At 63.5% G+C, this 14,210-nt stretch carries 11 protein-coding genes and 1 pseudogene; 1 reads left to right on the top strand and 11 read right to left on the bottom strand.

Annotated features, from left to right (window positions below):
• Positions 1-11 precede the first annotated feature (11 nt).
• The 5 genes from JQ575_RS06890 to hydA form a co-directional block, all read right to left on the bottom strand.
• Positions 12-1,628, bottom strand: a complete 1,617-nt coding sequence (locus tag JQ575_RS06890) for an ABC transporter substrate-binding protein (RefSeq protein WP_212032479.1) — start codon at positions 1,626-1,628, stop codon at positions 12-14.
• A gap of 139 nt (positions 1,629-1,767) precedes the next feature.
• Positions 1,768-3,201: an NAD(P)/FAD-dependent oxidoreductase gene (locus tag JQ575_RS06885; RefSeq protein WP_212032478.1), complete on the bottom strand. Its 1,434-nt coding sequence runs from the start codon at positions 3,199-3,201 to the stop codon at positions 1,768-1,770.
• Complete coding sequence (locus tag JQ575_RS06880; protein WP_212032477.1) at positions 3,198-3,959, bottom strand: SDR family oxidoreductase; 762 nt, start codon at positions 3,957-3,959, stop codon at positions 3,198-3,200. Before JQ575_RS06880 ends, JQ575_RS06885 begins: the two co-directional genes overlap by 4 nt.
• A gap of 1 nt (position 3,960) precedes the next feature.
• On the bottom strand, positions 3,961-4,938 hold the full coding sequence (locus tag JQ575_RS06875) for an NAD(P)-dependent oxidoreductase (protein ID WP_212032476.1): 978 nt from the start codon (positions 4,936-4,938) through the stop codon (positions 3,961-3,963).
• A 31-nt stretch (positions 4,939-4,969) separates the two neighbouring features.
• Positions 4,970-6,439 (bottom strand): dihydropyrimidinase, encoded by a 1,470-nt coding sequence (gene hydA / locus JQ575_RS06870; protein WP_212032475.1) that lies wholly within the window; start codon positions 6,437-6,439, stop codon positions 4,970-4,972.
• Between the two features lie 204 nt (positions 6,440-6,643).
• Between hydA and JQ575_RS06865 the strand changes: the two genes are divergently transcribed.
• Complete coding sequence (locus JQ575_RS06865; protein WP_192734487.1) at positions 6,644-7,306, top strand: aspartate/glutamate racemase family protein; 663 nt, start codon at positions 6,644-6,646, stop codon at positions 7,304-7,306.
• Here JQ575_RS06865 and JQ575_RS06860 read toward each other — a convergent pair.
• The 6 genes and pseudogenes from JQ575_RS06860 to JQ575_RS06840 all read right to left on the bottom strand — a co-directional run bounded on the left by JQ575_RS06860 (position 7,300) and on the right by JQ575_RS06840 (position 14,110).
• The gene (locus JQ575_RS06860) at positions 7,300-7,854 is read right to left on the bottom strand and encodes a flavin reductase family protein (RefSeq protein WP_249166478.1); all 555 of its coding nucleotides are present in this window, start codon (positions 7,852-7,854) and stop codon (positions 7,300-7,302) included. The genes JQ575_RS06865 and JQ575_RS06860 overlap by 7 nt on opposite strands.
• 4 nt (positions 7,855-7,858) lie before the next feature.
• Positions 7,859-7,960: pseudogene (locus JQ575_RS46380) on the bottom strand (flavin reductase family protein); the annotation flags it as partial.
• A complete protein-coding gene (locus tag JQ575_RS06855) occupies positions 7,961-8,893 on the bottom strand; it encodes an N-carbamoyl-D-amino-acid hydrolase (protein ID WP_212032474.1) in 933 nt (310 codons plus the stop codon).
• A gap of 305 nt (positions 8,894-9,198) precedes the next feature.
• Entirely contained in the window at positions 9,199-10,521 is a 1,323-nt protein-coding gene (locus JQ575_RS06850; RefSeq protein WP_212032473.1) for an aminotransferase class III-fold pyridoxal phosphate-dependent enzyme, read from the bottom strand.
• The gene (locus JQ575_RS06845) at positions 10,518-12,104 is read right to left on the bottom strand and encodes a hydantoinase B/oxoprolinase family protein (protein ID WP_212032472.1); all 1,587 of its coding nucleotides are present in this window, start codon (positions 12,102-12,104) and stop codon (positions 10,518-10,520) included. The genes JQ575_RS06850 and JQ575_RS06845 overlap by 4 nt, the downstream gene beginning before the upstream one ends.
• Positions 12,101-14,110 carry a hydantoinase/oxoprolinase family protein gene (locus JQ575_RS06840; RefSeq protein WP_212032471.1) on the bottom strand — a complete coding sequence of 670 codons (2,010 nt, stop codon included), beginning with the start codon at positions 14,108-14,110 and terminating at the stop codon, positions 12,101-12,103. The genes JQ575_RS06845 and JQ575_RS06840 overlap by 4 nt, the downstream gene beginning before the upstream one ends.
• Positions 14,111-14,210 lie beyond the last annotated feature (100 nt).

The raw sequence follows: 14,210 nt of genomic DNA, 5'->3' as shown, positions 1-14,210 counted from the left end.
GTACCCGCCGGTTACTTGCGATTGAGATCGCGATAATCGACCTGCCGATGGAACTGGTAGGTGTAGCCTTCGACCGAGGCCGCCATGACCGCGTCCTGGCTGGGCTGCCAGAGCGGAATCTGCGGCATCTCGGTGAAATGGATGGCGTTGAGCTTCCTGCCGTCTTCCTCGTACTTGGCCGCGTCCGGCTCGAAGCGGGCCTTCTGCGCGATCTCCATCAGTTCGGCGTTGTTGATCGATGAGTAGTTCCAGCGCTGATTGCCGGTGTAGAAGTTACGGTAGAAATAGTCTGGCGAAGGCAACCAGGCGACGATGCCTTCGGTAAAGAAGGGCAGCTTCTTCTCGTTGATCTGCGTCGACATCTGCGCATCCGGCAGCTTCTGGATATCGACCTTGATGCCGATCTTGGCCAGCGATTCCTTTACCAGCGCAGCCATCGGCTCGGCGGTGGAAGCCTGGCCGACGTTAAAGCTGAACGTGGTCGAGAAGCCGTCCGGCATGCCGGCGGCCTTCAAATATTCCCTGGCCTTATCGAGGTCGAGCTTCACCGGCTGCGGTATCGGATAGGCGCCGCTCGACGGCTTGGCATCAGCCCATGTTGCGCCAAACAGCGGCGACCCGCGGCCGAACAGCGCCGCCTTGAACATGTCGTCATAGGGCAGCGCAAAAGCGACGGCGCGGCGCACATTGACGTTGTCGAAGGGCGGGATTTGATTGTTCATCGAAACGAAGGTGACGGAATTGTATTGCGGCGTCGAGATCACCTTCAGCTTGGCCTTGGCTTCGAGCGACTGCACGTCGCTGGCCTGCAGGTCGACGACGATATCGGCGTCGCCACGCTCGACCAGATTGGCGCGGGTCGCCGGCTCCGGCACCGACTGCACGATGACGCGTTTGAAGGACGCCGACTTGTCGGTCGTGCCGCGGTTCCAGGCCTCGTTGCGCACCATGATCACCTGTTCACCCGGCTTGAACGTCTCGATCCTGTAGGCGCCGCTGCCGGCCGTGTTCTCCTTCAACCACGCCGTCGCCCAGGGGTCCTCTGCCGTCGCATGTGACTTGGCGACCTTCGAGTTGATGATGATCGGGTAGACGGTGGCGAGGTTCGGCAAGGCCAGCTTGTCCGGCTTCGGCAGCGTCACCTCGATGGTCAAGGGGTCGACGACCTTGAACTGATCGGCTGATGTCAACGATCCCGTGAGAAGCTGCGCCTTACCGAGAATCGGCGCCGTGACGACGCGGTCGAGCGACCACTTGACGTCATCAGCGGTGACCGGTGTGCCATCCTGGAATTTCGCGTCCTTGCGCAGGCGAAAAGTCATCTTCAGCCCGTCCGGGCTGACCTCGTAGGATTCCGCCAACTCTCCGGTGATCTTGCTGAGGTCAAACACCCATTTGCCATTGAGTTGCTTGCGGCCAAATGACACGAGTCGGTCGTAGGTGCTGAGACTCACCGCAAAGGCTTCGCGGGTCGAACCCGGCACATTCGGCTCGAGCGTATTGACCGATGCGCCGGTGACGTAGCGCAGCGTTTCCGCGCGCGTTTGCGCCTGCACCGATCCGGCGGCCAATGAAAACGCGACAAAGGCAACCGCCGAAAGCAGACGCCTGGATCCTGTAACGCCCATCGAACTTATTCCCTATTTTGTCAGGTTTATTTTCTGAATGAGAACATCAACTTAAAGCAAGGGATATGCCAACCGGAACCGCCAGAGGCAGGAGCATAGTAGGTATGAGCCGAGCTTTCCAAACGCCGTTGAAAACCGTTCACCGTTCCTCACCCGTCGTCGGTACTTGCCGCACGACGACGGCCTGGGGCACGTCATACGCCTTGAACGAAGCCCAGTGCCGCTCGATGTCCGCGCGAAACAGGCCACGTGTCAACCCATGCACCAGCTTCGGCACGGCCGTGGTCATCGCATTGATCGATGAGCCCGACGCACCGAAGCTCATGGTGGAGGCGATCGCGAAGACATGTATGTTCGCGATCCATGGTGTTTCACCGGCGACCCGCTCCATCAGCGCGTAGTCGTCAGCGAGATAGGGAAAACGCCCGAGCCGCGGGCTCCGCTCGTCCGGCGGCGGCTGGTAGCGGTCGGCCCAGGTCGCGATGTTGGCAGCGCTGTTTCGCAGTTCGGGCCGGCCAGCAAAATTCATGTCGATCCCTGTGCCGCAAATCACGAAGTCGGCTGCGAACACCCCCCGCGGCGTCCGCAAGTCGACGCCGCGAGCCGTTTCCGTGACGGCTTCGATCGGCGCCCCCTCCTGCAGGTGAAAATTGGGATGGCGCGCGCAGCGGTCGTAGGTCGCTTGCGGAAAACCTTCCCGCATCTCCAGCACGGCGCGCATGAAGCGCCAGCGCCAGGCATCATCCAGATCGCAGAAGTGACGCAGGAAGCCGCGGAACGTGAGCCAGCGGTAGGGCTGGATCACCTGGATCTCCGCCCTGCGGCAAAACAGGTCCACCTCGGCCGCGCCTGCCTCCAGTGCGGCCGCGGCATTGTCGAAGGCCGAGGCGCCCGCGCCGATCACCGCAACCTTCTTGCCGCGCAAGCGGGCGAAGTCGACCGGCTGGGCCGCATGCGCGCAAAGCGACGACGGCAGGTCGCGTAGCGGCTCCGGAACGGTCCAGTCGCCCATGCCTTCCTGGCCCGTCGCCAGCACGATCTTGCGCGCCAAGACAATATCGAGACCATCAGCCGTCTGTACCTTGGCCGCGAGCAATCCTCCGGGCGCAGGCGAGATCTCGACGACCTCGCAACCATTCCGCACCGGCAGGTCCAGGATGCGCCTGAACCAGAGCAGATACTCCGCCCAAAGCTCGCGCGAAATCAGGTCGAGATTGCGCCAGTCCTCCTCGCCGAAGCGCGCCTCGTGCCAGGACTGGTAGGTCAGGCTGGGAATATCAAGATCGGGCCCGGTGAAATGCTTCGGACTACGTAGCGTATGCATGCGCGCGTAAGTCAGCCACGGCCCCTCCTGCCCCTCCTCGGATTTGTCGAGCACGAGGATGTTGCTCACTTGCGAGCGCATCAGGCCAAAGGCCGTCGCAAGACCTGATTGCCCGGCGCCCACCACGAGCACATCCAGCGCCGGTCTGCCGTCGGGCCCGAGCTTCGGCGTCAGCCACGCGGCATCCGGATGCGCGGTCCTGGCAAGATCGGCGCGAATCTGGGCTTCGAGAGCGAGCAAGCTGTTCATGCCGCGAGCCAACCGCCATCGACCACCATGACGGTGCCGGTCGTAAAGGAAGACGCATCGCTGGCAAGATGGAGCGCGGCCTCGGCCACCTCCTCCGCCTGGCCAAATCGCTTCATGGCATGGCGGTTGCGCGACGCTTCGCGCACCGGCTCGGGGTCGGCGTGACGGGAAAAACTGCGCCGCAGCATCGGTGTGTCGATGGCGCCCGGCGCGATCGCGTTGACGCGGATGCCGTCCGTGGCGAAATCCACCGCCATCGTCCGGGTCAGGCTGATGATCGCGCCCTTGGCCGCGATATAGGCGCTATTGCCCTTGCCGCCGGCGATCGCCAGTTGCGAGGCGAGCGTAATGATCGAGCCGCTGCCTTGCCGCTGCATCTTTGGCACTGCCGCGCGTGCCCAGAGCCAGGTGCCGCCGACATTGGTTCGGAACACCGCATCCCAATCGGCGGGATCGGTGGTCAGCACCGTGCCGCCGCACGAAAAGCCGGCCGCGGCCATCAGCACATCGAGCCGGCCGCGACGCGCCATGACGTCGCTAACGACAGTCTGTGCGAAATCGGCCTCGCCGACATCGCCGACATGGAATGAAGCTTCACCCTTCACGCCGTCGATCGCAGCCAGGGTCTCCTGCAAACCCGCGCCATCACGATCGACCAACGCGATAAAGGCGCCCTCCTTCGCAAACAGCACCGCACTGGCGCGGCCGATGCCCGAGCCAGCGCCGGTTATGATCGCCGTCCGTCCTGTCAGTCTCATGTCAGGCTTCCCCTCGATGCTCTGTCCACCAACGGCTCAGGTCGGCAACCGACTCCGCGCAGCCGAACCGCGCGCGCCAGCCGAACTCTTCCGCCATGCGCGAGACCGAAAGCGGTGCCCGGTCGGCCGGACTGTGCAGATCAACTGACGGCGCCTCTCCCGCCTCAGCCAGCCGACAGATCAAGCCGGGATGCAGGGCAGCCAATTCCTGCCCCCACTGCAGCGCCGGCCATTCCACGCCGGTCGAAATATTGTAGAGCTGATGCTTCGGCCGCTCCGCCTCGATCAGCAACGTCACGGCTTCCGCGACATCCACCGCATAGATCCAGTCCCTGACGCCCGGACGCGACAGAACGGCCTCGCGTTTCGCCTGCATCGCGGCCAGAATCTGCGCCTGCGGGCTTGGCGTGTCGCGTACCTCGTTGCTCCGCTCCCACGGCCCGAACACCGCGCTCAGCCGTACGCTGATGATTTGGCATTGCCATAGGGTGGAAAGGCGCGCGGCCACTTTCTCCGACGCGAGTTTGGTGATGGCGTAGAGCGAAACCGGATCGCAAGGCGTCTCCTCATCGAGCACCGCATTCCCAAATGCGCTGGCGCCGTAGGCAGCCGCGGACGACAGATTGATGATGCGCTTGACGCCAGTGCGCTGCGCCGCGATCAGGACCGGCGTCTGAGCCAGCAGGTTGACCCGCAGAATGGTCTCGGGATCCTTTGCCTCGCGCTCCGGACCGGCCGTGATTGCGGCCCCGAGAATGATCGCCTCATAGCCAGGTGCGATCGCCTGCCCGACGGCATTCTGATCGGTGATATCGCCCTGGATGACGGTCAGCCGATCCGCGTGAGAGGCAAGATCCCTGGCTGCGTCAGACGGCAAGCCCGCGCGGTCGAACAACGTCACCGCATGATCGCGCGCCAGCAATGTCGCGGCGATATTGAGCCCAACAAAACCGGTGCCGCCGAAAACAAGGATTCTCATTTCTCAATCCGAACTCGTCGCGGCGGACAGATCACAGGAGCCTCGCCCCGAAATTCTGTTCCGGGTCCATATCCGATACCAGCCGGCCGGTCGGTTTCGCCGCCTCTCCTCCCGTACGTGCGAGGAAACGCCCTGAGCCTGCTTCGACCGAACGTTTGCCGTCCGACACGATGACGCGCCCGCGCGATAGCACGGTCACCGGCCAGCCGCGCAGCTTGCGGCCGGCGAAGGGCGTATAGCCGGTGAGGTCATGCATCATTTCATCGCTCAGCGTGACCTCTCGCACCGGGTCCCAGATCGCGATATCCGCATCGGCGCCAACCGCGATTGAGCCCTTGCGTGGATGCAGATTGTAGATCTTTGCAGGCGCCGTCGCGGTCAGTTCGACGAATTTTTCGATTCCGAGGCGTCCCCTGGAAACCATGGCGTCGAACAGCAGCGGCAGCCGTACCTCGAGGCCCGGCAAACCGTTCGCCACTTGCTTGAAATTGGGATTGGGGCCGGCCCGCAGTTTACCGGTTTCGTCGAATCGGTACGGCGCGTGGTCGGACGACACGGTCTGGAGATCGCCGAGCGAAAGTGCCTGCCACAGCGCTTCCTGGTCGGCGGCGCGCCGCGGCGGCGGGCTGCACATCCATTTGGCGCCTTCCACGCCGGGCTTGTCGAGATCATCGGCAGTGAGAAACAGATATTGCGGGCAGGTCTCCGCGAACACCTTCAGCCCCTGCCCGCGCGCATCGCGGATCACCTTGGCGCCTTCCGCCGTCGAGACGTGGAAGATCATGATCGGCTGGTCGATCAGCGCAGCCATGCCAATCAATCGCGTGAACGCCTCCGCTTCCGAAACGCGGGCGTGGCTGATAGCGTGATATTTCGGATGGGTATAGCCGCGCGCGAGCAGCCGCTTCACCATCCAGGAAATGATCCCGTGGTTCTCGGCATGGGCGCAGAGCATCGCGCCGCCGTCACGCGCCGCCAGCAAAATGTCGAGCAGCGGCTCGTCATCGATCTTCAGGCGGTCATAGGTCATGAAGATCTTGATCGAGCCATGGCCCTGCTTGATCAATGCCGGCAGATCCGTCTCCAGCGTTTCCTTTGTCGGATCGGCGATGATCATGTGAAAGGCGTAGTCGATCACCGCGCCCTTCCTGGCCAGCGCATGATAGTCCTCCAGCACCTGCGGCAGCTTCATGCCGACGTGCTGGGCCGCGAACGAGATCACGCTGGTGGTGCCGCCGAACGCCGCCGAGACCGTCGCGCTCTCGAACGTATCGGCGTTCATGATACCCGCCGCCGAAAGCTGCTCGATATGGCAGTGGCTATCAACCCCGCCGGGCAGCACCAGCTTGCCGCGCGCGTCGATCTCGCGTCGCCCGGCCGGGAGCCCGCGGCCGACGGCGACGATCGTCTCGCCGGAAATGGCGACGTCGGCCTCGAACACGTCGCTGACGGTCGCGACGCGACCGCCGCGAATGAGAAGGTCGTAGGCGGGTTCGGTCATGGCAAACTCTCCAAGTCAGGTCCTGAATCGCAAGTCGGGCGTCCGCTGCATAAAAGCACAGATCGTGTCGCGACACGCCCTTGCACTTTGGCAGCAGACAGTGGACCATGCATCGCTCGATGGCATGGTCATTGCTTCCATCGAAGTCTCGTTGCGCGTCGGCCCCACGGCATCGGCCGATGCGCCGTCCAGCAGGAAAACAAGATGTCCAGGCAACGCATTCTCGTCATCAATCCCAATTCAAATCGCCTCGTGACGCAAGGGCTGGAAGACGCACTCAAGCCGCTGGGCTTTGAGGGCGGACCGGAGATCGTCTGCGAAACTTTGGCTGAAGGGCCCTACGGAATCGAAAGCCAGGCCGACGTCGATGGCGTGGCGATGCCGCTGCGCCGTCTCGTCGAAGGCGACAACCATTCGGCTGCCTTTGTCATCGCCTGCTACAGCGATCCGGGTCTGCATGTCTGCCGCGAAGCGACCGATCGGCCGGTGTTCGGCATCGCCGAATGCGGTGTGCTGACGGCGCTCGCGCGCGCCGAAACCTTCGGCGTCATTGCAATCGCGCAGCGCTCGATTCGCCGCCATGTCCGTTACCTCAGGCAAATGGGATTGATGGATCGCCTGACGCGGGAGCGCCCGCTCAACATGAGCGTGGCGGAGACGGCGTCGGGCGAAGGAACGCTCGCAAAGATGATCGAGGTCGGGCGCGCGCTCAAGGACGAAGACGGATCCGGCGCCATCGTGATGGGCTGTGCCGGCATGGCGCGTCACCGAAGGCCGCTGGAACAGGCACTCGGGATTCCCGTGATCGACCCGACGCAGGCGGCCGTGACCATGGCATTGGGTACGGTGCAGTTCGCCCATCACTGACTTTCGCCGGACGGTTCACGCGCACCGTTGCGTGCAAGCCACTGGGCGTGGCTTTCGCGCGTCAGCGCGAAGGTATCGCGCTGGGCGGCGTAGAGATTGCCGAACAAGCGCCCGATCGGCCGGTAGGCGTCGAAATCGACGTACATCTTTTCCCGGTCAATCATCCCCTCGCGGGCATGCAGGCGCAGCACTTCTCCCACAAGGAGCTCGCGGCCGGGCCCGAAAGCAAGTGCGACATGTTGCCGGCATTCCAGCGCAAAGGGGGCCGCCGCCAGCCGCGGCACGGCGACATCGACCGATGGCAAAGTCTCCAGCCCCGTCGCCTCCACTTCGCTGCTTCCGGAGGGAAAGTCGACGGCACAGTCGTTCATGGTGGCCGCAAGCGCCTCGTCGACCATATGCACGACGAACTGCCCGCTGCGGTGGATGTTGCGCGTGGTGTCCTTGGGGGCTGTGATCGGCCTTGTGCTGCAGGCCGAGCACCAGAAGGGGCGGATCTTCGGAGAACACGTTGAAGAAGCTAAAAGGCGCCGCGTTGACGCGGCCATTCTCGTCGAGCGTCGTGACCAGGGCGATCGGCCGCGGCACGACGACGCCGCACAGCAACTTGTACCGGTCGTGCGGATCAAGTTCGCGGAAGGAGATGCCCGCCATCTAGTTTTCCGGAGGCGGCACCGCACCGGTGCGGCTGGTGATCAGGCCGTAATGCTCGATGCGGCGGTGGTTGGCGAAGTTGAAGATGGTTTTCTTGCCGAAATCGGTGGCGTCGAGGTCGCAAGGATACACCAGCAATTCGTCTTCTTCGGTTTTCGCCTCGACGACGATCTCGCCGTCCGGATTGACGATCAGGCTGCCGCCGATCAAGGGGTGGCCATCCTCGACCCCGGCCTTGGCGACGCAGACGACCCAGGTCGAGTTCTGGTAGGCGCCGGCCTGCGCTGACAGCCGGTTGTGGAACAGCCGCTTCTCGGGCCCCTCCTCGCTCTTCTCGGCATTGACCGAGGGCGTGTTGTAGCCGATCAGCACCATCTCGACGCCCTGCAAACCCATCACGCGGTAGGTCTCCGGCCAGCGCCGGTCATTGCAGACGGCCATGCCGAAGATTCCGCCGAGCGCACGCCAGACGTTGAAACCGAGATCACCAGGCTCGAAGTAGCGCTTCTCCAGATGCTGGAAGGCGCGTTTCGTGTCGAACTCCGAATGACCGGGCAGATGAACCTTACGGTACTTGCCGACTATTGTTCCAGCTTTGTCGGTGAGGATGCAGGTGTTGAAATGATGCCCATCCGGCGTCAGTTCGGCGTAGCCAAAATTCATTGCGATCTCGTGGTGGGCCGCCCGTTCAAACAACGGCCTTGTCGCCGCATTCGGCATCTCGCGTTCGAACCAGGTGTCGACCTCGGCCTGGTCCTCCATGTACCAGCGTGGAAAGAACGTGGTGAGGGCGAGCTCCGGATAGACGATCAGATCGGCACCCCTCGCCTTGGCGTCATCCATCAGCGCGATCATGCGCTTGACGACGGCTTCGCGGCTCTCGGCTTTCTGAATCGGACCCAACTGGGCGGCGGCAACATTGATGACGCGCATGGATACCTTTCTGGCGCTTTCATTTAAGGCGGCGCTTGCATGAAAATGAAGCAGCCTGTGAAGCTCGGAGTCCTATCCGGCTCAATCGAAGCCAGCAGTTAAAGTTTTGGTTCACACGAAGTCAATTCCGGAGACAGTCCTCGTGATGCACGTCAGTTCTGCGTTTCTGCTCGCCGCCCCCGCGGCGCGCGCCTGCGCATGTCAAAGCGTGCCGTCAGGCATCGGCAGATACCAGGATTCGCCCACCGGCCAAGCGGAGAAACACAGTTCACTGGCAGTATCCTCGATGACTCAGCCCAGCCCTCCTATCGGCCGTGGCCAGGGACAGCATGGCGTTCGTGCTCTTCATCGGCAACCTGCAGACCGTGGTCCAGCGCATCGAGCAATCGATGGGATTCATCCGCGGAGATCACCAAAGGCGGCGCAAGGAACAGCGAGGTCTGTTCGCCGCTGGTTCCGATCACCGCACCCGCCTCAAGGGCGCGCAATGCCACGCGGGAAGCGACGGGATCCTCAAAAGTGTCCGCGTGCCACGTCCGCCAGTCCGGCCCGTGCAGCTCGATGGTCCAATGCAGGCCCTGTCCCGCCACGCGTCTTACGCTGGGATGCCGCCGCGCGATCTCGAGCAGACGTTTTGCGAACAGTCCCTCGAGCTGGCGTACCCGGGACAGGATGTCTTCGCTGGTGACGACGCCGAGATAGGCGCTGACGGCGGCCATGCTGATCGGATGCCCGCGCAACGTTCCGTAGTTCTGCCAACTCTTGCCCTTGAGCTGCTCGACGATAGCTTTCGACACCACGACCGCCGCGACCGCTGCGGCGCCGCCCCCCAACGATTTACCGAGCGTCACGATGTCCGGGCGGCTCTCGCCACCTTGAAATGCGAACCATCGGCCCGCCCGTCCCGCGCCGGTCACCACTTCGTCGGCGATCCAGATCGATCCGGCCTCGCGGGCGTGCAGCGCCAGCTGGTCCTGATAGTCGGCGTCGTAGTAGATGCCGCCTTGCGTATAGTCGATGATGGTTGCGGCAGTGCCCGACAGGGTGCTTGCGGCATCGGCGAGATACTGTTTCGCCGACGGATTGTTCGGCGGTGCGCCGTAGATCGCGCCATCGGGCGCGGGCAGAATGCGGACCGGCGCCATCACCGCAGGCAGTTGCGAGCCTCCGGCATGCACCGCAAGGCCGCCATGCCATTGCGGCTGCACGGTCATGCTGCGGGACAGACCGACCAGGCCGTGATAGGCGCGTTCGCGGGTAGCGAGCGCCGTGCGCTGCGTCAGTGCCTGGCAAAGCGAGAGCGCCATATCATTGGCTTCGCTTCCGCTGATGCAAAAGCGAACGGCGCCGACCCAGTCCTCTTCACCCTCGAAGGCGACCCGGATCAGATCCTCGGCGGCTTTCTCGCGCCCGACCCAGGTCCAACCTTCATTCACGACGGGTGTATCCGCGGCGCGACGAATCGCTTCCACCATCGCCGGATGCCGATGGCCAAGGCCGCCACCGGTATTGCTTCCGTCGATCAAGCGGCGGCCATCTTCGAGGTGGAAATAGACCCCCTCACCGCCGACGACGGTAAGCGGTGCGCTGTCGCCCGCGTTCAGGCCGGTCCGCAAGAGCCTACTCATCGAGAAACCTCATTCGCCGCTCCATAACCACCACCGCCGCAGCTTTCGATGGTGACGAGATCGTCACGTTGCAGCACCAGATTCGACTTGCCGTCGATTTCGACATTGGCGCCGTTTCTGACCAGTGATATCCGGCAGGTCTCGCCGGGTTGGCCGCCCTGCATGCCGAATGGCGGGATCACCATTCGCTCGATACATGTGGTCAGATGCATGGACGGCGCGAGGATCCGATAGGAACGCACCACGCCGTCGCCGCCGCGATATTTGCCGGCGCCACCGGACTGGCGGCGAATGGATTGCTGCTCGACCCGGATCTTGTAGTTGGCCTCGATCACTTCGGCCGGCGTGTTGGACGTATTGGCCAGGTGCACGCGCGTCGCCGAAACGCCGTCGCGATCATGGCGCGCGCCCTCGCCGCCGCCATGGACCTCGTACAGCATCTTCCAGGAGCCGTCCGCGCGCGGCTCGGCGAAGAAGAGCACGCTGGCGGTCGTCGTGCCGCCTGCAGACAAGCGTTCCGGAATTGCATCCTGCATCGCACGAAAGATGGCATCGACGATGCGCATTGAGGTTTCGTGATTTCCCGCCGCGACCGCCGCCGTCCACCCCGGCTCCAGAATCGAGCCCTGGCGTGTGATGATCGTGAGCGGCCGCAAAGCTCCGGCATTTTGCTGCATCTCACGCCCGCTCATGATGCGTGCTGAATAGGCTACCGCGGAACGCGCAATGAACGGCGTCGTGTTGCAGAAATTCGAGGCCCGGTCGGCGCTGCCGGACAGATCAAACGTGGCTTCGTCACCGGCGATGGTGATCTTGACGTGAATGCGGGCGGGCTCACCCCCCGCGCCGCCATCGTCCAGGTAATCTTCCCCTTCATAGATGCCATCCGGCAATTCGCGGATCGCCTCCCGCATCTCGATCTCCGACAGATCATGCAGACGCGCCAATGCCGCGGTGAACACATCGATGCCGTGGTGCCGGCAAAGTTCGACGATGCGCCTCTCGCCCGCCTTGGTTGCCGCAATCTGTCCGAGCAGATCGCCCTCGCACGCTTCGGGATCGCGTACATTGGCCTTCAGAAGCTGCATGATGGGCGTATTCACTCCCCCCGCTGTCGCAATCAGAACCGGCGGAATGCGCATCGCTTCCTGAAAGGTATCGATGGCCTTGGCGAAGTAGCTGCCCGGCCATGTCCCGCCGATATCGGGCCAATGCGCCAGGCTGATCGCGAATGCGACGATATCGCCGTCGACGAAGACGGGCCGAACCACTTTGACGTCGTTCAGATGGTTGCCGCCCAGCGCGCCAAGATTATAGATCAGCACGTCGCCGTCGTTCAGACTGCTGACAGACACAACTTTCAGCAATTCCGGAACGGTGTAAGCCATGGCCCCGAGATGGATCGGGATGTCCCGGCCCTGACCGACCAGATCGCCCCCGGCATCGGTGATCGCAGATGACAGATCGCCGGCTTCGCGCAGCAGTGGCGAGCGCGCCGAACGCGTCATTACGAGGCTCATTTCCTCGGCTGCCGCCGACAATCCATGCCGGATCACCTCTACGGTAAACGGATCGAGCGTCATGGCGTCACCTTCGTCAAAAAGAGATGACCGATCGCGTCCGGTTTGGCCTGCCAGCCCGGGGGAACCACGACCGTGGACCACGCATCTTCAATGATCGCGGGCCCAACGACCGTTTCCTGCATCGAGGCACGGTCCACGATCGCGGTCGCCACGTTGTGGCCGCCATCGAACGTGCATCGACGCGACGCCATCTGCAACTTGCGGATGGCGGTCGTGGGGCGATCGACGATCGTGGTCGATGGCCGCCGCGCCTGCACGCGCACCGATTCGACGACGCAACTCTCCGCCGTCGCGTAGCCGAACAGTTCGTGGTGACGGGCGAGAAAATCGTCCCGCAGGCGCGTGGGATTGAGAGGCAGGGAGAACGGCACGGCAATGGCGTCGTTCTGCGCGGCATAGCGCATCAAGGCGACCAGCTCGACATCGACCTCTGCGCGCGCAACGCCGTTGGCGATCAACGGTTCCGACGCCTGCCCGATCAGGGTCTCGATCCGCTCCAACAGCCGAACCAGATCGATGCCATCCAATGCGACACGGAAGGTCTGTTGCTGCAGAAAGCTGAAATCGGCCGTGAGACAGCCAAGCGCGGAAAACGCGCTCGATGCGTTTGGCACCACGATCGAGCCGATGCCGTAGAGATCCGCCATTCCCGCCGCATGCATCGGACCACCGCCGCCGAAGGCAAGAAGCGTACACTCGCGGCCGTCGATACCGCGTTCCACCGTCACCCGGCGCAGCGCCCTTGCCATGGTGGCATTGGCGACCTTGACGATGCCGAGTGCGGTCTCCTCGAGGCCCAGTTTCAACGCCTCTGCTATGGGCGCAATGGCGCACCGGGCAGCCTCGATATCGAGGCTGATACGATCCCCGAGCCGCGTTTCGGGATTGAGATAGCCGAGCACCGCGTTGGCATCGGTGATCGTCGGCGCCGTGCCGCCGCGGCCATAGCAGGCCGGGCCGGGCTCCGATCCCGCGCTCTGGGGTCCCACGGTCAAGCCGCCCGGCCCATTGCGCACGATCGAACCTCCCCCCGCCCCGATCGAGTGAACCGCCAGCATCGGCTGGCGCAGCGGCCGATCCCCGAGCATCCGGCCGTCCGCCATTTCCGCCTGCCCGTCGATGATCAGACAGACGTCGGTGGTGGTGCCGCCCATATCGAAGGTGAGCATTCTCGGCGTGCCGAGCTGGCGCGCAATGCTGACCGACGCCGACACACCGGCTGCGGGCCCGGACATCGCCATCACCAGCGGACGCCGCTTGACCGCAACAATCGGCACCATGGCTCCGGCGGAGTGGAACACCTGCAGCCCAGGCCCGATCGGCAAGCGCTGCTCCAGCTCACTCAAATATTCGACGGCAATCGGCATCGCCGCCGCATTGAACACCGTCGACGACGTGCGCTCGTATTCGCGGGCTTCCGGATTGACCTCATGCGACAGCGAGACATGCGGCACGATCGCCTTGAGCCGCTCGGCCAGCATCCTCTCGTGCACCGGATTGGCGTAGGCATGCAGCAGGGCCACCGCGACGCTTTGCACATCGGTCTGCTTCAGCCAGGTCACGAGACGATCGATCTCCAGATCCTGCAACGGCTTCAGCACGTTGCCTTCGTGATCGAGCCGCTCGACCAGACCGAAGCAAAGCTCGCGCGGCACCAATGATGGCGATTTCGGCGGGATATCGAGGCGGTACAGATCACGGCGCCGGTAGCGGGCGATATCCAGCACATCCTCGAATCCCGCGGTGGCGATCAGCGCAACCTTTGGGAGGCGTTCCTCGACGATCGCATTGGTTACCCGTGTGGTGCCATGGACGAAGCGTTTGACCTGATCCTTCTGCAGTCCAACAGCCTCAAGGGCTTCGAGCATCGCATCGACCGGCGCATGCGGACGCGACGGAACCTTGGCGATCCGGGTTTCGGCGGGGTCACGCCGGATGGCAATGATGTCCGTGAAGGTGCCCCCGATATCGGTTCCGACCTCCCATTCCCTGTTCAAGCCGCTCATTTCATTCCTTGTTCAGCCATTGCTTTCCTTCTCAACGCACCGAACAAGGCCGGGGCGACGACAGAGGCCACGTTGCGACTCCAATCGCGAAAGTCGAGCT

Source organism: Bradyrhizobium sp. JYMT SZCCT0428 (assembly GCF_018131075.1).
Lineage (GTDB): Bacteria > Pseudomonadota > Alphaproteobacteria > Rhizobiales > Xanthobacteraceae > Bradyrhizobium.
The sequence above is the reverse complement of the archived record's forward strand: the minus strand, read 5'-3'. Positions and strand labels throughout refer to the sequence as shown.